The organism is Ureibacillus xyleni (genome assembly GCF_900217795.1).
GTDB lineage: Bacteria > Bacillota > Bacilli > Bacillales_A > Planococcaceae > Ureibacillus > Ureibacillus xyleni.
The window spans coordinates 33,402-52,682 of the sequence record NZ_OBMQ01000013.1 but is presented as its reverse complement, the minus strand read 5'-3'; the positions used below and the strand labels follow the sequence as shown (position 1 = coordinate 52,682).

General features: G+C 35.3%; 17 protein-coding genes. 15 read left to right on the top strand and 2 right to left on the bottom strand.

The window, feature by feature from the left end:
• The first annotated feature begins 79 nt into the window (after positions 1-79).
• From CRO00_RS16005 to CRO00_RS15990, 3 genes are all read left to right on the top strand, one after another.
• Positions 80-580, top strand: coding sequence for a hypothetical protein (locus tag CRO00_RS16005; protein WP_097074675.1), 501 nt, complete (start codon positions 80-82; stop codon positions 578-580).
• Positions 581-1,711: 1,131 nt separating this feature from the next.
• Entirely contained in the window at positions 1,712-2,605 is an 894-nt protein-coding gene (locus CRO00_RS15995) for a tyrosine-type recombinase/integrase (RefSeq protein ID WP_097074673.1), read from the top strand.
• Between the two features lie 214 nt (positions 2,606-2,819).
• The gene (locus tag CRO00_RS15990; protein ID WP_097074672.1) at positions 2,820-3,698 is read left to right on the top strand and encodes a type IV toxin-antitoxin system AbiEi family antitoxin domain-containing protein; all 879 of its coding nucleotides are present in this window, start codon (positions 2,820-2,822) and stop codon (positions 3,696-3,698) included.
• Here the strand turns inward: CRO00_RS15990 and CRO00_RS15985 are convergent, their stop codons facing one another.
• Positions 3,699-4,592: a nucleotidyl transferase AbiEii/AbiGii toxin family protein gene (locus tag CRO00_RS15985; protein WP_161946711.1), complete on the bottom strand. Its 894-nt coding sequence runs from the start codon at positions 4,590-4,592 to the stop codon at positions 3,699-3,701.
• A gap of 755 nt (positions 4,593-5,347) precedes the next feature.
• Between CRO00_RS15985 and CRO00_RS15980 the strand changes: the two genes are divergently transcribed.
• The 6 genes from CRO00_RS15980 (at position 5,348) to CRO00_RS15955 (ending at position 13,220) form a co-directional block, all read left to right on the top strand.
• Complete coding sequence (locus tag CRO00_RS15980; protein WP_097074670.1) at positions 5,348-5,683, top strand: helix-turn-helix domain-containing protein; 336 nt, start codon at positions 5,348-5,350, stop codon at positions 5,681-5,683.
• Positions 5,683-6,420: an ImmA/IrrE family metallo-endopeptidase gene (locus CRO00_RS15975; RefSeq protein WP_097074669.1), complete on the top strand. Its 738-nt coding sequence runs from the start codon at positions 5,683-5,685 to the stop codon at positions 6,418-6,420. The genes CRO00_RS15980 and CRO00_RS15975 overlap by 1 nt, the downstream gene beginning before the upstream one ends.
• Complete coding sequence (locus CRO00_RS15970) at positions 6,410-7,030, top strand: PIN domain-containing protein (protein ID WP_097074668.1); 621 nt, start codon at positions 6,410-6,412, stop codon at positions 7,028-7,030. Before CRO00_RS15975 ends, CRO00_RS15970 begins: the two co-directional genes overlap by 11 nt.
• A 441-nt stretch (positions 7,031-7,471) precedes the next feature.
• On the top strand, positions 7,472-8,971 hold the full coding sequence (locus CRO00_RS15965; protein WP_097074667.1) for a type I restriction-modification system subunit M: 1,500 nt from the start codon (positions 7,472-7,474) through the stop codon (positions 8,969-8,971).
• Positions 8,964-10,202, top strand: a complete 1,239-nt coding sequence (locus tag CRO00_RS15960) for a restriction endonuclease subunit S (RefSeq protein WP_097074666.1) — start codon at positions 8,964-8,966, stop codon at positions 10,200-10,202. The genes CRO00_RS15965 and CRO00_RS15960 overlap by 8 nt, the downstream gene beginning before the upstream one ends.
• Positions 10,203-10,292: 90 nt before the next feature.
• Positions 10,293-13,220, top strand: a complete 2,928-nt coding sequence (locus tag CRO00_RS15955; protein ID WP_097074665.1) for a type I restriction endonuclease subunit R — start codon at positions 10,293-10,295, stop codon at positions 13,218-13,220.
• Positions 13,221-13,261: 41 nt separating this feature from the next.
• Here the strand turns inward: CRO00_RS15955 and CRO00_RS15950 are convergent, their stop codons facing one another.
• Entirely contained in the window at positions 13,262-13,984 is a 723-nt protein-coding gene (locus tag CRO00_RS15950; protein ID WP_097074664.1) for a M48 family metallopeptidase, read from the bottom strand.
• Between the two features lie 312 nt (positions 13,985-14,296).
• On the opposite strand from CRO00_RS15950, the gene CRO00_RS15945 reads away from it, so the two are divergent.
• The 6 genes from CRO00_RS15945 to CRO00_RS15920 all read left to right on the top strand — a co-directional run bounded on the left by CRO00_RS15945 (position 14,297) and on the right by CRO00_RS15920 (position 19,213).
• Complete coding sequence (locus tag CRO00_RS15945; protein WP_097074663.1) at positions 14,297-15,151, top strand: ParA family protein; 855 nt, start codon at positions 14,297-14,299, stop codon at positions 15,149-15,151.
• Positions 15,114-15,446: a hypothetical protein gene (locus tag CRO00_RS15940; RefSeq protein ID WP_097074662.1), complete on the top strand. Its 333-nt coding sequence runs from the start codon at positions 15,114-15,116 to the stop codon at positions 15,444-15,446. The genes CRO00_RS15945 and CRO00_RS15940 overlap by 38 nt, the downstream gene beginning before the upstream one ends.
• 346 nt (positions 15,447-15,792) lie before the next feature.
• The gene (locus CRO00_RS15935) at positions 15,793-16,338 is read left to right on the top strand and encodes a cupin domain-containing protein (protein WP_097074661.1); all 546 of its coding nucleotides are present in this window, start codon (positions 15,793-15,795) and stop codon (positions 16,336-16,338) included.
• A gap of 124 nt (positions 16,339-16,462) precedes the next feature.
• On the top strand, positions 16,463-17,068 hold the full coding sequence (locus CRO00_RS15930) for a class I SAM-dependent methyltransferase (protein WP_097074660.1): 606 nt from the start codon (positions 16,463-16,465) through the stop codon (positions 17,066-17,068).
• 149 nt (positions 17,069-17,217) lie between these two features.
• Positions 17,218-17,481 carry a metal-sensitive transcriptional regulator gene (locus tag CRO00_RS15925; protein WP_097074659.1) on the top strand — a complete coding sequence of 88 codons (264 nt, stop codon included), beginning with the start codon at positions 17,218-17,220 and terminating at the stop codon, positions 17,479-17,481.
• Positions 17,482-17,560: 79 nt separating this feature from the next.
• Positions 17,561-19,213, top strand: coding sequence for a CoA-disulfide reductase (locus CRO00_RS15920; RefSeq protein WP_097074658.1), 1,653 nt, complete (start codon positions 17,561-17,563; stop codon positions 19,211-19,213).
• Positions 19,214-19,281 lie beyond the last annotated feature (68 nt).

Below are 19,281 nucleotides of genomic sequence, written 5' to 3'. Positions count from 1 at the left end.
CATTTAATTGGATGATGAATGAATAGTAGTATTATGAATATTAATTAGCATCAGCGCAAAGAGGAGGAACATTGAACGGGTGTTTAGGAAGTTTTTAATTTTAACTATCTCTGTCTTTTTTATTTTATCTGGTTGTGAGATATTAACCAAAGATTCTTATGATTTCTATGATGAAGTTAATACTACTGACTTAAGTAATGAGAGCATAAATAATATTAAAATTGGTTCATCTAAAAATGAGATAATAAAAGTATTAGGAACACCAGAACAAGTAGAGCAATCCGACGACATATATAAAAATATTGTCTATGAAAAACAAGGTCTGAATTTTTTATTAGAAAATAATAAACTGGTAGAGTACAGAGTTAGCGTAAAAAAATATCCCTCTAGCAAGCAAGTAAAAGTTGGAGATAAAAAACAGGATGTTATTGATAAGTATGGAGAGGATTACTATATAAAGAAAGATGGGGACGGTACTGTTGCATCAATTGGATATTTTGATAAAACAAACTATTTACACATGGAGTTTGGTTTATTAGATGATAAGGTAATATTTATTATTGTTGTTGATATAAGTTAAGTGACATGAAAAACAATGTGAAATATTACACTAAAGTAAAAGAAGGCTTATGTTGAAGAAGAAAGGACATTACTCATCTATGATCTTAAAAAATTTGTAATGTCTTTTTATTTATGCAATTTTGGCCTTATCACGGTAATAATGGGTTAATCTAAAAAGCTGGTATATCAACAGTTAACCGGTTAACTTTTTGAATATCACTAATAATCTTTTTGGTAATTCTAATAATCGAAGTCGTTTAGATAATGGAATTCTTTACGCAAACAAACATCATGATGGGTGAGAGTTTACCTTTTAAAGCGAATCGATATTTCAGCATCTGCCATAACCTGTATGTTTAACGTACAGCCCCAAAGGTTATAAGCTCGCATCTCTAAAGACTTTAGTAATTCTTTGATGCGAGTAGGTAGTAAAGTATGCACTTTAATCAACGTTCAAACATTCATTTACCACGAGTTTCTTCTATTATATAGTGTTATTATTGATAGCACGAAAAGATGTCCGCCCCTGTTAAATATGTTCTCTAATAATTCCTGTTTATCCACTCAATCCTTTTTGCAACAAACTTTTCCGACAGTTGTTCTGCAAAGTCGTTTGGTAATTTATGAATCGGTTTAACCATTATACCACCTAATTTTACTGTTGCTTTATCTTACTTTGTAGAACGTCAAAAAATACTTTGGAAATGGTCATTTGACGTTGCTTGGATAGTTTCACTTTTCTAGGTGAAGACATCATAAAAATCCCATTTCTTAGATATGTATTTTAATTACAAAATTATAATAGAAATTAGAAATTTATTTTTAAATAAAATAATAGGATATTTAAATTTAGAAATTGGAATTATTGTAGAAATGGTTCGTCCTTCAAAGACGAAATATAATCCTTTTCAGATTGTGGATATTTATTTCATCAACCTAAAAAAACCTTGCTTGTTTAAGGTTGAGAATGCTAGAATAAAAGAAACGTTTGTTCTTATACGGAAAGTTGTTTATTTGAAAATTCAGATAATAATTTTTTGTTGGAAAAGATAAAAAGTTCAGAAAAGAAGGGAATAGAAAAAATGAAAAAGCTTTTCTATTTTTATAAACTGGTCTAACTTGGAAGTGGTAGAAAAGGGAGTGTGTAGAAGTGGAAAATAATGTGTACTCAATCCAACGATTTAAAATAAGTTCTGAAACTGAGTATTCCATTCGAAAAGTGAAAAATCGAAAAGGGAAAATGTATGAACCTGATTTTAAATTGTTTGCAAAGTTTTGCGAAGAAAATCAATTGCCCATCGATTTTGATTCGATGGAATACTATTTGCACCAGTCGATCACAGTCCATCAAGTCCGACTTTCTACATTTAACCGAAGAGCTGCAGGTGTAAAATATTGGTTGGCGAATAAACTTCAATTAAGTCAAACATCTGAACAAGAAGAAAGAATTCGTATTTTACGTCAAATGTATAATGAGGAAGAGTATCTTCGCTTGAAACCGATGCGTGGTATTCGAGCTGAAAGCCAAAGAGACGTTTTACGATTAATTGAGAAGTACGATACAAATAAGAAATCCGATATACGAAAAAGAGCGATTTGTCTAGTCAATTTAATTACTGCTAATCGTCCATCCGAAATGGTTCGTTTAAAAATAAGTGATTTTGATTTACCCAATCGTTCTGTTTGGGTCATGTTAAAAAAACAAGGGGATATGAAAGAAAAACGATTGACACTCGAATGTATACAAGCGATTCAAAAATATATAACTGTATGTGGATTGCAGCAAGATGATTATTTTGTGGGTGCAGCTGATAAGTGGGGGAACTACACTAGCCGGCAGATTTCAGAAGTGAGTTATAATCAATCAATCCACGCTTGGTTAGGTTTTGCACCGTATACTTTCCGTAAAACACAAATCACAACGATGTATAATAATGGTGCAGATATTCCTACCATTGCAAAACAGTCTGGTCATAAATCACACCAGACGATTATGGAACATTACATCAATTTGAAAACAAGTGATGTTGATGAATTTTTATAATTTTAAATATAAAAACAGTCCTGCAAAGTAAAGTATTTATACTTTACTTTGAGGCAAAAAAATCCTTTTGTCAAGTATAAAGTAGTTGGAAAAGGGAAAAATATTTAAAAATAGGCATTTCTCAATATGATAGGGACCTTATCCTCTTGACAAACAATCTAATTTTGTGTAATAAAGTATATATACTTTATTACAAGAATGGAGAATTGAAAAAATGGGCAGGCCAAACAAATTTCAAATTATGGAGTTATTTAAGTCTGACATTGTAGAAATGCTCCAGAGTACAGAAAAGACGATATTCACTGAAGGGGATTTAGCTGATATTTTAGCTGATAATCGAAGTGATTGGAAATTGCCGTTTTCAGCTTCTGTTGAAGATTTCATTTATTTTCTTACAAATGCAACGCTTCTGGATTTAGTTGAATTGGATTTTCCAACAATAGTAATTAAACGATATATTTTTGGAAAGAATGAGCCATCTGTATATGAAATAGCTTGTTCTTTCCATGAAAAAGTATATCTTTCCCATTATACAGCAGCATTTTATCATGGCTTGACAGATAATATTGTAAAGGCTGTTTATATTAATCAAGAGCAGTCGCCCAAGAATGATAATGATTGGGTACCGACTCAGGAAGCTATTCATACTGCTTTTTCAAAACCAATGCGTACTACAAATCGAAAAACTATCTATAAAGGGCAAAAAATACACTGGCTAACAGGAAAAAATACAGGGCAATTAGGTGTAATAGAAGAAGAACGTATTCGATTAACAAATATTGAACGGACCTTAATTGATATAGCTGTCCGACCAGAGTATGGTGGGGGGGTTCATGAAATATTGACGATGTATCAAAATGCAAAGGATCAAGTTTCGGTTAATAAAATATACTCCTATTTAAAAAAGTTAAACCACGTCTATCCATACCATCAAAGTATTGGCTTTTATTTAGAAAAGGCTGGATATAAAGAAAGTTCATTGCGTCTGTTAGAACGTTTTCCGATTGAAATGGACTTTTACCTTGATTATGAGCTAAAAGATAAACATTATTCGGAACGTTGGAAACTTTATTATCCAGCCTATCTAGATTAACTAAATTTTATCGTAAAGTGGAGAAACTAAATTAACAACATATTCATAGTAAAAGGCAAAGGGCTGTAATGCTTCTTTGTCTTTTACTGTGTCTTCAACTGTTGAAAAAGCTGAAGCATGGAAATCTTCCACAGTCGGATCCTGAATTTTTTTGATTAATTCAAAAGGAACTTTTTTTATTTCAAAGAAGTTACGAAGCATTTCAATATTGTCTTCAGAAGATATATGTATTCCTGAATCGAGTTGAGTAATAATCATATAAATATCATAGAAGTCTCTCGGACGGGGACTACTACTGGAATGCATAATTTTTTTATACTCAGGCATTTGCTGACAAATGGCTCTAATTTTTTCGAATACAATCATACGCGGTGTATAGACTTTAATCACATAATCTTCAAACTCTGTTTCTTCACTTGGTTCGACAAATTCGTATTTGCTAATATCTACTTTTAAGGTTTTTTTCGTTCCAGCGACTGCAATAGATGTCTTCCTCATCTTTTCAAGGTCCATATCCAATTCTTTTGCTTTTGCTAATGAAATAACCTTGAATTCTACTGCGTATCCTCCCCAACGCTCATCAATGTCCTGTAATCTTTGATTTGGACGATGACTCATTTTAAAATCAAATACATGGTATTTTTCGTCCTTAAATGTACGGGTCATACTTTCTTGAATTTTGGTAGCAACTTCTTCAACTGACCAGCCCAACTTCTCAAAATCTTGAGCTAAAGATACATCAATATCCATTGATGCGCGTGAATGTAGTTTATAGGCTAATTCCAGAGCGTTCCCGCCTTTTAAAACGAATATATTCATTAAATCATCATCAGCGAATAGACCTATGATTGTGAGTTTACGTAATTTTTCTAATTCCTCATTTAATTGACTCATTATTTTCATCCTTTACTGTCCAATCTATATTTTATTATCCCATATAATAGTATGAAATCCTATAAAAGTAAGTTCCGTCTTAACTAAACACAGCATAAGGATACTTATATTAATGAGAATTTCATATTATTAATTTTTGCAAAAGTACTTTTATAAATGTTTAAGGTTTTTGTGGATGAGTAACACTTATTTAGACAATTTTTATAGAGGGTAAGGAGCAGTTCCAAGACCCTTCAACGAAGAAGAGCTTTATATGGAGCAATGGGCATGATAGCCTTGTTTGGCTAAGCCAGCCTTCTTTAGCTGGCTTCTTGGCGCAACGAATCATGCCTATAGAGGCTCCATGTTAAGCAACTTGTATGCCTCTTATGCTTTAAGAGAGCCACCTAACCATCTTAAAAAAGTTATCCAAATCTGTTGCCATTCCAGTTTTGACAAAATAAATTGTAGTAGATAAATCTTAAGAATAAGCAAAGAGAATCGGACTCGTTCGGTTCTCTTTAATTTTAGTTCTTTATTTGTAGCGTTATTGTAGAATTCTAGTTAGTAAATCCTATTCAATTGCGGTTTGATAAGAAATTAAATAAATACCACAGAATGAAGGGAAATTAAATTGACGGGTGAATAAATTAAATAACAGCAGGACGTGATTATCATAATGAATAGTATAAGTTGTTCTACATACAATAAGGTAAATTCGATTGTAGACGTCTACAAAAATGTTATAATATATGTAGACATAAGGAGTGGTAATTATGAAGACAAATGAAATTGTCATTGGTAAGGTCAAAGATTGGTTACAACAGGAAAATAAATCTTATCAATGGTTAGCGGATCAACTTGGGATTAGTAAAGCACTTGTCGGCTTTATGCTATCAGGTGAACGTACTCTTCTTCCTAAACGTATTGAACAAATTGCAGATGTTATGGGTATTTCGACAAAAGACTTACTGCATTATGAGGAACTAAAACAAGGTCCATTAACTGTGCAACTAAGAGGAAATGCGTCAAATCGTCGCTCAAAAAGAGAGTTAGAAGCATTACTTTTTGCAATTGAAGATTATGTTGGTTTAAATGAGCAGGTGAAATAATGGATCGTAGGCAACAAGCAGAAACAATAGCAGAAGCATTCGCATCGAGTTTTTTAGAGGATGAAATTGGCCATGATTTATTTATAGGTCCACATATTGAACGTCTCTTAGCTGATAAAGTTCATATTATCTATCAATTTGTTGAAGATGAAGCCTATTTTGGAGCAGCTATTACACATCAAAATGGGGAACAGTTTGTTGCTTTAAATACATTTCATTCATTGCGCATGCGCTATTTTACAGCGGCGCATGAATTATGGCATTTATCAGAAGGAAGTCAAATTCAAGAGACTGAATTTGACCATGAACGTGCAGCTGACCGTTTTGCAGCGGCGATTATGCTTCCTAAATCATTGACAAGAGAGCTATGGGAAAAGTTTAAAAAACGTTATGGTGAGGAAGAAGCTGTGTTTTATATCGCGGATCTTGCAGCTGTACCGTATGTAGCAGTTGTTAGAAGATTGAATGAGTTAGGTGAAAAAGTACCTGGTTTAAAGAGCCAAGAAATTGATTGGTTAAACAAACGTAGTGATTTGGGTTTGACAGATTCTATTTTAGATCAGGCGAATCCAGATATACGATTTACTGCTTATAAAAATGTAGTGAAGGCAAACGTTGAACATAACGGATTAGATAGACTAAAAGCTGCAAATAAATTGGCGAAATTTGCACCAAAACAAGCAGAAAAATATCAGCAAGATGCGCTTGTCATGAAGGAGCCTAAAGATGAAGCGTAAGGGAAAGGTATTTATCGATGCGAATGTACTCATTCATGCTACAAGCTATCGATCTGCTGATATTTTTCAGTGGATCGATTTATTATACGAAGAAGTTTACATCCACCAGATGGTATTAGAGGAATTAAAAATAACTGATGTTCGAAAAAAAGTAGAGGATTATATTCAGCAAGGAAAATGGCACTTATTTGATCCTGATGATGAGAAAACATTATCAGATAATTTATTCGATATTTACGAAGGGTATGTGCGTGATATTCGTTATGCTTTTGCTGATTTGAATCAGAAAAAGATAAATGAAGGTCGCCCATTAAAAAATGCAAGTGATTTGGGTGAAATGCATAGTCTTGCTGCAACGATGTTACTTGGCGCTTCGATTATTTGTAGTAACGATTACGACATTCGTGAAGTAATAGAAGACACGCCCATTCTTGTAACTTTGGATGAAGAGAAGGAAAGTGTATTAGTAGAGCAAGATACACTTGTTGATTTCTGTTTCTTTGTGATTACATACGATATTGCAAATCAAAGTGTGGCACGTAAATTTTTAAAGGCGATTCAGCCTAATAAAATTATTGAATTAGACAATCGTTTATCATCCAATGATTAATCATCTAAAATACACCTAATAAAAGTAAGGATTTCTACTTTTGTTAGGTGTATTTTTATTAAAATAATAGTTTTATATTTTTTCTATTCAAAACTTTCCTTTTCTACACAATTGTATTCTTTTAATTGGAATTATACCTTTAGGGAAAAAGGGAAATATCTATAAATATACTTATCTAATAAAAGAATTTTATATAAAGTGAAATGGACTGTGAAAGTAGGGAAGAGAATTGGAAAAAACAATATGTTTTATTCTTAAACTTATTATATACAAAAGTAAGAAAGTGTTAATTGCCTGTTTCGGCTTAAGCTTTGCTCTGTAATAGACAGTCACTTGTACACGGTATGGCACTAGTAGACGACAACAATTTCTTTATTCCCAAAATGGATTAATTTCAGCTTCTAAAAAAATGTATAATAAAGCTACAATAGGAGGTCAATCATGTCTAAATTAACACTTCAACAATTAGAGTCTCATTTATGGAAATCTGCGGATATTCTTCGTGGATCTGTTAGTTCCGTTTCATATAAAAACTATATTTTCGGCTTACTTTTCTTAAAGCGCACAAGTGATGTGTTTGAAGAACAACGCCAAGAAGTTTTCTCAAGTTATGGAGATGAGGTGGGGGCACAGCTTGCTGAAATGCCCTCACAATATCAGTTTTATGTACCAGAAGTAGCACGTTGGGAGAATGTCCGTAAACATGCAACGGATATTGGAGCAGCGATTAACATTGCCTTTGAAGCACTTGAAAATGAAAATGCGACATTACTTAACGTATTAACGCCAATCGATTTTAATAATAAAGAAGTTTTAACAGACGAAACATTGCAACGTTTATTACAGCACTTTTCGGAGCTTGATCTACGTAACGAAAACTTAAGTGAACCAGATATGCTTGGTCGTGCATACGAGTATTTAATTAAAATGTTCGCCGATGATGCAGGACAAAAGGGAGGAGAGTTCTACACCCCTTCAAAAGTGGTTGAACTGATTGTAAAACTGATTAAGCCAGAAGAAGGTATGCGCGTATACGACCCAACGTGTGGATCAGGCGGGATGTTGATTCAATCCGTGGACTATGTAAAAGAAAAAGGCGGCAATCCTCAATCGCTTTCCCTATTTGGCCAAGAACGTAATTTAGAAACATGGGCAATCGCGAAGATGAACCTACTTCTACACGGTTTACCAGATCACCAAATTGTAAAAGGCGATACATTACGCAAACCTGGACTAATTGAAGATGGCGAATTAATGCTATTTGACCGTGTAATTGCCAACCCGCCATTTTCCTTAAAAGAATGGGGACGTGAAGAAGCGCAAGCCGATGAATACGGTCGCTTCCAGTACGGTATTCCCCCGAAATCATACGGAGATTATGCCTTTGTACAGCACATGATTTCTTCTTTAAATAGCAAGGGGGTTGCAGGTGTGGTTATGCCACATGGTGTACTATTTCGTGGTTCTGCAGAAGGGAAGATTCGCCAAGCATTGTTAGAACAAGATTTAGTAGAAGCAATTATTGGCCTACCATCAAACTTGTTCTATGGCACAGGTATTCCAGCTTGTATTATGGTATTCAATCGTCAAAAGCCGGAAGAACGTAAAGGAAAAGTATTAATCATTGCCGCAGAAGATGAGTACCAAGAAGGCAAAAATCAAAACAGCTTACGTGATCAAGACATCACTAAAATCGTATCAGCTTTTGATAGCTATGAAGATATAGAAAAATACGCACGTCTCGTGAGTTCAGATGAAATTAAAGCCAATGACTATAACTTAAATATCACTCGCTATATTGATAAGTCCGAAGAAGAAGAATTAGTGGATATAGCCACTGTACTAAAGGATATTGCAATGATTCAAAAAGAACGTGAAGTGAATACAGCAAAATTGAATGGATATTTACAAGAGCTAGGGTTAGGTGAGAATCATGGCTGAAGTAAGAGACGGGTATAAAATTACAGAGCTTGGGGAAATCCCTTTGGAATGGGATGTAGTTCAACAAGGTGATATTTCTGTTTTTTACAATGGACGAGCATATAAGCAGACCGAGTTTAAAAATAGTGGTACACCTATAATACGCATACAAAATTTAACAGGGATAAAAGAGCCTGTATATTCTGATTTGATTTTAGAGGAGCAAAAGTATGCTAATCCTGGCGATTTACTTTATGCATGGTCAGCAACTTTTGGACCATATATTTGGAATGGACCAAGGAGTATTTTCCATTATCATATTTGGCGGATTGAAATTAATGAAAAGATATTAGATAAACTGTTTTATTATTATAGATTAGACTTTGTTTCAAGAGAGTTACAAGGGAAGAAAAATGGATTTTCATTTGTACACATAACTAAGAGTTTAATGGAAAGCCATAAAATTGCATTGCCTCCTTTAAAAGAACAACAAAAGATCGCTGAAATCCTTTCCTCTGTCGATACACAAATCGAGCAAACAGAGCAATTAATTGAAAAGACAAAGGAATTGAAAAAAGGCTTAATGCAGCAATTGTTGACGAAAGGTATTGGACATACAGAATTTAAACAAAGTGAACTTGGAGAAATACCTGTAACTTGGGGTGTAGCCTCTTTCGAAGAATTAGGAGTGTTTTTTAAAGGAAAAGGAATAGCTAAGAAAGATTTATCAGAACTGGGAGAACCATGTATCTTATATGGGCAACTTTATACTACATATAAAGAGGTTATTAAAGAAATTGTTTATCGAACTGATATTAAAGTAAAAAACCCTGTAATAGGTTATGCAAATGATTTACTTATTCCTTCATCAGGAGAAACAGCTATTGATATTGCAACTAGTGCGGCCTTAATGGTAGATTGTGTTTTAATTGGCGGTGATATCAATTTATTTAGACCGAATCAATCCATAGATAGTCGATTTGTTAGTTTTCAATTGAATTCCACACGTAAAGAGGATTTAGCGAAATTAGCACAAGGATCATCGGTGTATCATTTATACGCACCTAGTTTATCAGGATTTAAAATTCTTATAGCACCTCTCGAAGAACAACAAAAAATCGCCTCCATCCTATCCACAGTCGACGCCGAAATCGCCTCCTACGAGCAGGAAAAAGCGAAGTATGAGGAACTGAAAAAAGGCTTAATGCAACAACTTCTAACAGGTAAGATCCGAGTAAAAGTGGATGCTTAATAATAAGGGCTGCTTAGGCAGTCCTTTTCTATAAATTGGAAATGATATATGATAGAACTATACATACATAAAGAGAAACGAGGTGGCATGATGTCACAGTATGAATATGAAAAAGTAGAACTGCCTTTTATTGAACAATTACAAGAATATGGCTATAAGCATTATACAGGGAAGATGTTAGAGGCGGAACGGGACAGTCAATCATCCATTATCCTGGAAGATCGCTTTCGTGCAGCATTAAAACGTCTAAATCCTTGGATGAGTGAAGGCAATCTCGATAAACTTGTACGCCAATTTGTAGCACCGACAGGGGATGGGCTTTGGTCAATTAATAACAAAGTCTATAACTGGCTATTTGGCGATGGTGTAACCGTTGAACAAGACCTTGGTTCGGGGAAAAAGGGGCAAACGGTAAAGTTCTTTGATATAGATAATCCAACAAGCGAGCTAAATGAATACTTAGTGGTGAATCAATTATCCATTACAAATCCAAATGGTACGATTCGACCGGATATTCTACTGTACATTAATGGCTTGCCACTTGTCATCATTGAATGCAAAAGCCCGAAACTTCAACCTGAAAAACAATTACCTGAATGTGTCCATCAAATGGAGCGCTACGTTGAAACGAACGAAAAGCTTTTCTATTATAACCAACTAATGATTGCGACAAGTCGGGATCGTGCAAAAGTGGGGACGTTATACGCAAAAGCACAACATTATGGCTTATGGATTGACCCTTATCCAATGCATCCGGATGCTGTAGGGTCAACATTGCCTCAAGATATTTTAATTGCAGGGATTTTACGCAAAGAAGTCCTGCTAAATTTACTAAATAACTATATCGTTTACGATGGTCCTGTGAAGAAATTTGCACGCTACCAACAATACCGTGCCGTTGAAAAGGCAATCGAACGTATTTTAAATAATGACCGTCCAGCACTTCGAGGAGGGGTCGTATGGCATACTCAAGGGTCAGGTAAATCGTTAACGATGGTGTATTTAGGGAAGAAACTGCGTCGCATAAAAGATCTTGAAAACCCGATGATTGTCATTGTTACAGACCGAGAAGATTTAGATAACCAAATTACAGAAACCTTTACAGCATGTGGGTTCCCAAATCCAACACAAGCAACTTCCGTGAAGGACTTGAAACAACAGTTATCTAAAGGACCAGGCGCAACGGTAATGACGCTCATACATAAATTCCAAGCAAAAGAAGACGAGGATTTTCCAATCATTTCAGAAGCAGAAAATATAATCGTTATGACAGATGAATCTCATCGCTCTCAATATAAAGGGCTTGCGATGAATATGCGACGCGCATTACCTAATGCAACGTTTATTGGCTTCACTGGTACACCAATTGATAAAGAAAAACGCTCAACGACGGGCAAATTTGGTTCTTACATTGATAAGTACACAATTGATCAGGCCGTTGCAGACGGGGCCACTGTTCCAATCTTCTATGAATCACGCTTACCACATCTTCAAATGAAAGGTGAAACGTTAGATGAACTTTTTGCACGTAGTTTTAGCGAGTTTGATGATGATGCAAAGGAACGGATTAAAGCTAAATTCGTGAATAAAGAACTTATTTTAACCGCACCCGATCGAATGCGTGATATTGCACTTGATATTGTAAAGCATTTTGAGGAAAAGATTTTAGTAAATGGCTACAAAGCACAAGTAGTTGCCGTTTCTCGTCGTGCAGCTGCTCAATATAAGGAACTTATCGACAAGTTTGCAAATGGCAAGTTTGAAACAGCGGTTATTTTCTCTGAAGGACAAAATGATACAGATGAGTTGTTAAAAAAGTATAAGACATCTAAAGACGATGAAAAAACCTTTATCAAACGCTTTAAGAAACCATTTCATGAAGATAAACTGGCAATGCTCATCGTTTGTGACAAGTTGTTAACGGGCTTTGATGCGCCAATTGAACAGGTCATGTATTTGGATAAACCGTTAAAGGAACATAACCTATTACAGGCAATAGCGCGTACAAATCGTCGTTACGATGGACATAAAACGTATGGATTAATAGTGGATTACTTCGGTGTTTCACGATTCTTAGATGAAGCATTGGATATCTTTAGTGCTAATGATGTAAAGGGTGCATTGCAGTCAATTGATAATGAATTGCCTCGCTTAGAACAACGTCATCGTGCAGCTATGCGATTCTTTGATGGGTTAAAACATAGCCAAGAAGAGCAAGCAGTACTGCGTTTAAAGCCGGAAGACCTGCGTGCAAAATTCGATATCGCATACAAACGTTTTGCCGAAAGTATGGACCGGGTGTTACCAGATCCAAAAGCACAACGATTCTTGAAGGATTTTAAATGGGTGAGTTTAATCCGCCAGCGAGTACGTTCAACTTATGCGATACATGATGGTATGGATATAGATGGATGCGGTGAAAAAGTACGTCAAATTGTCCATGACTATATTAGTTCACAAGGGATTGAAGTCCGTAAACCGATTCCGATTCTAGATGAGAAGTTCAAAGAAGAAATCGACAATCAAGTCTTACCAGAATCAAAAGCTGCACAAATTGAACATGCCGTAAAACGTGAAATTTCAGTCAGTATGGAAAAAGATGAAGTGTTCTACCAATCACTAAAGGAGAAGGTAGAAAGCTTAATCCAACAATTACGTGATGAACAGTTAACAATATTTGAATACATCGATGAGATGATGAAAGTTCGAGAGGATTTAGTTAAAAAGGCATCGGGCGAAACAACGAGTGGCCTAACTGCTTATCAAGAGCCTTTTTACAATAAGCTTGTTGAGGTATGCGAGTCAAAAGAGGACTACGAGTTAAAAGAGATCGCAGTAACGATTCAACAATATATTGAAGAAACAGTTACTCCGATTCCAGACTGGAAGAAGAAAACGGACTTTAAACGAAACTTGAATGGTCAATTAATTCGTCACCTACTCGATCAAAAGCTATCCGTAGCTGAGGCAGGAATGCTCACAGGTTATTTTGTGGCGTTGGCGGAGAAGCAGTATTAATAACGTAAAAAACAGCAACCGTATTGTGATGGTTGCTGTTTTTATATATATAGCTTTCGTCCATTCAAACGCAGCCACTCTTTACTTACCTGATATTCCGGATAAACCATCGCTAGCGTCTCCCAAAAAGCATTCGAATGATCCATTACTTTTAAATGAGCCAATTCATGAGCAATTACATAGTCGATTGCAGACATCGGGGCTAAAAAGATGTGCCAGTTGAGGAGTACTTGTTCATTAGCGGTACAACTCCCCCATCGTTGCTGCTGGTCTTTAATAATTACTTTCTTTGGAGAGTAGGGATAGAATTGTTGAAATCGTTTGATACGTTCCGCAGCTATCAAACTGCCTCGTTGAATGATCCATTCCTTATAAAGTGGATATAATGTGTTTCTATATTCATCTTCTGGTAAATGATTTGGTACATACGCAATAAAACGTCCTTGACGGTATATGAATGATGCCTTTTCAATGGCTTCTTGATGTACTTTTAAACGGTATTGTCGCCCTAGATAAGGTAATTTTTCTCCAGATAAGAATTTACGTGGGTTTTCATAATGTTCTATTTCGCTAAAGTAGGCTTGTTGTTTTAAAATCCATATGACTTTTTGTTTTAAAATTGATTGTATTTCCTCTTCAGATGCCGTCTTTGGTGCAATGACCGTAACTCCATTTTCATCGACTTGGATGGATAGGTTCTTCCGTTTAGCGCTATAGTTAATTTGATAAGAAATGACATCAGTTCCGAATTGTATAGAAGGCATGGGTGTCATCTCCAAATAGTTAATTTATATATATAGTTTAACAAAATTAAGCTTATTTTAATAATTTTATTATTAGAGTAGGTTTAAAAATAATACAAAAGAATAGCGTAGAATAGAGCAGTGGAGAGTAGATTTCTTATTTATGGAATAATTAAAATGGAAAAGGTAGATGGAGAATAATAGAAAATTATAAAAAGGGAAAAATCCCTAAATATAAAATTCTTAATATAGATTTATAGAAATATCCCACTTTTAAACAACTTTCCTTTATAATAATACTAGAACGGTATTTCAAAGGAGGCTATACATGTTATGGCAATCAAAATGGTGTTCGGTAACCAAAAGGGCGGTGTAGGAAAAAGCACATGCTCGTATCTCTTTACTCTACTACTCTCTTTAAGAGGTTATAAGGTTCTGCTTATTGATATGGACAAGCAGGCTAACAGTACACATTGGCTGATTAATACATTTAATAAACTTCATTTGTTAAACGAGAATACGCCAACAATTCAAGATGCAATTGTGAACGAGGATTTCCGTTCAGCAATTATGCCATTAAGTGAAAATGTAGATATTATTCCAAATGGTAAAGACTTAGATGGTATTGATATTTTCCTATTTAAAAAATTAGGTGACGAAAATCATCCTGCATTTAACTTCTACTTACGAAAATTAGTAAGTGAGGTAGAAGGGGATTATGACTTCATTATTTGGGATACACCACCTACGCAAAATACGTATACGAAGAATGCATTAGCAGCTTCTGATTATGCAATTGGTGTTGTGAAATGTGAAACGTCTTCATTAAATGGCGCAAAGGACTTCCAAGATACTACAGTAACATTAGGTAAAATTATGGAGGCCATTAAACTTAAGCCAGTTCAATTTGCAGGTGTCATAATTTATCTATTTTCAAGTCAAGGTACGCTCCGTAAAGAGGTTGTAGAAGACATTCGTGCAGAATTTGGCGAGCTTGCATATGAAAATATTATTAAAGCCCGTGACCGTATCGAGCGTTATACAAAAACGCCTTTAGATTTAGAAAGCAAACTAGATCATCACGATAAAAATGCGTTAAAAATGTATGAAGAATTACTAGATGAAATACTTGAAAGGATGGGTATTCATAATGAGAACAGAGAATCCAAATCCTACTCCATTTTCTAAGGGAGATCCGCAATTAACAGGATTAGCTCAAAAAGTAGGGGCTGTTGAAAAAGGGGAAGCAGATGTTTTAAATTCGTTATTCGGGGCAGTACCAACTGCTGAGCCTGAAAAAGAAAAAGCATATATGAAACGGGGTTCATTAAAAGCGGACGATAATGACTACCAATTTATTAAGAAGTTGAGCTCTTTACGGGGAGTAAAGCAGTATGAATTAATAAATGATATGGTAAAAATGTATGCCTCAACGTTAACAGAGACAGAGAGAGCTGTTTTGAAGGATTTTATTAGTAAGTAAATATTCAAGAAAGGATTACTAGTATGAAAAGCTAGTAATCCTTTTTTAAAAGGGAAGGTGTATGAGTTTAGTTTTTTTAAAAGCTTAATAACAGCTTTTAGTAGAGGGTTTACTTTTTCGGAAATAAATAAACTAAATTGGCAAGAAGTATCATTTTTAATATTAACTTTAGCATTGCATTTGTTCTTGTTTGAACTATACCCTTTTTACTTTTTTATGTATGAAGGTATAATAATTCCACTTTTATTAACTATTATGGATAATTTTGTATGAACTTTAGGGACGTAATCGAAACAGTGGCATATGCTAATTTTGTGTATGTATAACTGAAGAAGGGATTGAGAAAATGTACTATCCGTATATGTATCCATGTCATCCCCCTCATTATGGTCATGTCCCAATGTACAACTATGGTAACCCAATCAATTACTGGAATATGAATCCAATTATGAACTCTATTAATCACAACAGAATGATGTTACGAGATTATGGATTGCAGCCATTTGTCATTGATATAAATACTGCGACAAAACAAAATACTAGCTTCCGTACAGCTTTATGGACGGGAACACAATTTCAAGTGACTTTAATGAGTATTGGTGTTGGGGAAGATATTGGGTTAGAAATGCATCCGGATGTGGATCAATTCCTGCGTATTGAACAGGGTCAAGGGATTGTCCAAATGGGGAATAGCAGAGACAATCTAACTTTTAGAAGACCTGTTCAAGATGATTCCGCCATTGTAATACCAGCTGGAACATGGCACAACCTAATCAATACAGGAAACATACCACTAAAACTCTATTCCATTTATGCGCCACCAAACCATCCATTTGGTACGACACATCCAACAAAAGCAGATGCCATCGCAGCAGAAGCTGAGCATCATTAATATGGAGTAAAACGACTGGACTGTAATCTATGGTTCGTCGTTTTTTTATTGAAATTAAAACAATGCTTAGGATTAAATAGTAAAATTGATGTTAAAAGTAATTTTATCGAAAGGGTGGTTGCCGATGAATTTTTGGAATACTCGTTTTCAAATGGAGAACTATGTATATGGGGAAAAACCGAATGTTTTCTTAGAAGAGACGCAACGGAAACTCCAGATAACAGGGCAAGCTTTGGCGATTGCCGAAGGTGAAGGGCGTAATGCAGTTTTCTTAGCAGAGCAAGGACTGGATGTGACAGCATGGGATTATGCGGAATCAGGTTTAGAAAAAACGGAAAAGCTCGCAAAAGAACGTAGTGTAAATGTTAACACGATGCTGATTGACTTAAATGAAGCTACATGGGAAAAAAATAAGTGGGATGAAATTGTATGTATATTTGGGCATTTCCCAGAGGAATTACGTACAAAAACACTTCTAGGGGTAAAAAAAGCCGTAAAGCCAGGTGGGTATTATATCACTGAAGTTTATTCACATAAACAAATTCCCTACAATAGTGGAGGACCACAAGAAATGAATCTTTTATATAAACCTGAAGAATTTCTAAAAATTTTTGCCGATTGGCGTACTATTCATTTTTTTATGGGTGAAGTTGAACGTTACGAGGGTGAACTACATAATGGTCTATCCCATGTCATTCAATTTGTAGGACAAAAACCAATGGATTTATAATGCAAGTTTTCTTGTAGCCATTCTCTTTGAAACTAGCACTTAAAGAGAAATCTTAGGCTGATTTAGTAGAAAATATTTTTGGTTGACAACATACCTATAGGGGTATATTATGTGGATATCAATAATGAATTAAAAAGGAGACCACATAGTTGAATTCATATGATGATAAAGTGAAAAATCGAATGAAACGAATGGAAGGTCAACTTCGTGGCGTATTGAAAATGATGGAAGAGGGTAAGGCTGGTAAAGCCGTCATTACGCAACTTTCGGCAGTTCGTTCTGGAGTGGATCGTGCGATAGGGTTAATTGTTAGCCAAAACTTACTTGAATGTATTCAAGAAGCAGAGGGAGACGAAAAAGCCTTAAATGAATCCATTCAAGAAGCAGTGAACCTATTTGTAAAGAGTCGATAACGTTTTCGACTTTTTATTTATAAAAAATAATACCCCGTACGGTATTTGGAGACGAATTAAAATTTGGAGGGGAAAAGTTATGACAAAAAAAGTGATTATCGTTGGTGGAGTTGCAGGGGGAGCCACAGCTGCGGCCCGTTTAAGAAGAATTAGTGAAGAAATTGACATTATCCTTGTAGAACGTGGTGAATATATTTCCTTTGCTAACTGTGGTTTACCTTATTATGTTGGCGAAACAATCAAGGATCGAAATAAATTGTTAGTACAAACCGTGGAGGGTATGTCAGAACGCTTCAATCTGGATATCCGAAATTTAAGTGAAGTGGAGAATATTGATCCAGAAGAAAAGACTGTAACTATTAAAAACTTGCAAACAGGAGAAGTTTATAAAGAAACATACGATAAATTACTGTTATCACCTGGCGCTAGACCGATTGTACCGCCAATTCCAGGGTTAGATGAGAACCAAGCGTTGTTTACTTTAAGAAATGTTCCGGATACGGATCGCATTAAAAACTACGTTGATACGCAAAAACCTGAAAAAGCCGTTGTGATCGGTGGCGGGTTTATCGGAATTGAAATGGCTGAAAATCTTGTTGACCGTGGCATCGAAGTGACGATTATCCAAATGGCTAATCAAATTATGGCTCCAATTGATTTTGAAATGGCAAGTATCTTACACAAGCATTTAAAAGAAAAAGGTGTCAATTTAATTTTAGAAAATAGTGTGCAAGCATTTGCTGATCAAGGAAAGCAAGTAATTTTATTAGATGGAACTGAAATTCAAACGGATATGACGATTCTTTCAATCGGGGTTAGACCGGAAAATGAATTAGCAAAAACAGCTGGATTAGAGTTAGGCGAACGTGGTGGAATTATTGTGAACGACTATCTACAAACGTCAAATCAGGATATCTACGCTGTAGGTGACGCTGTTGAGGTTGTCGATTATATCAACGGTAAAAAAGCGATGATCCCACTTGCAGGACCGGCTAATCGTCAAGGTCGTATTGCGGCCAATAATATTATGGGGAAAAACGAGAAGTATCAAGGTACTTTAGGTACTTCCATTGCAAAAGTATTTGATTTAACTGTTGCGGCTACTGGGAATAACGAAAAAACATTAAAGCGTTTAGGAGTAGCATATGAAGTTGTGCATATTCACCCAAGCTCCCATGCAGGATATTACCCAGGGGCAGCACCAATCGCGTTAAAATTAATTTTTGATAAAGAAACAGGAAAAATCTTTGGCGCACAAGCTGTTGGGGCAGATGGTGTTGATAAACGAATGGATGTGATCGCCACTGCGATTAAAGGGAATCTAACAGTAGAAGATTTAACAAACTTAGAATTGTCATATGCACCACCGTATTCATCTGCAAAAGATCCTGTCAATATGGCAGGCTACGTGGCAACGAATATTATGCTAGGCGACTTAGAACAAATTCAATGGCATGAAGTGGATCAAGTTGTAGCAGATGGTGGGCTTTTAATTGATGTACGTGAACCAAAGGAAAGAGAAAATGGCTATATTCCAGGGTCAATCAACATCTCCCTCAATGACTTGAGAGAAAATTTAGATGAAATCCCAAAAGATCAAACCGTTTATGTTAGCTGCCAAGTCGGATTAAGAGGCTATTTAGCAAGCCGAATTCTAAAAAACAATGGATTCGATGTGAAAAATGTTGATGGTGGTTGGAAGACTTATTCAAGTGTGTATGGCGTCAATTAAAAATAACAAGCAATAAGTAGTATATCAAAATTGAAGTAAATATTTATCTAGGGATGAGTCAATTGGTG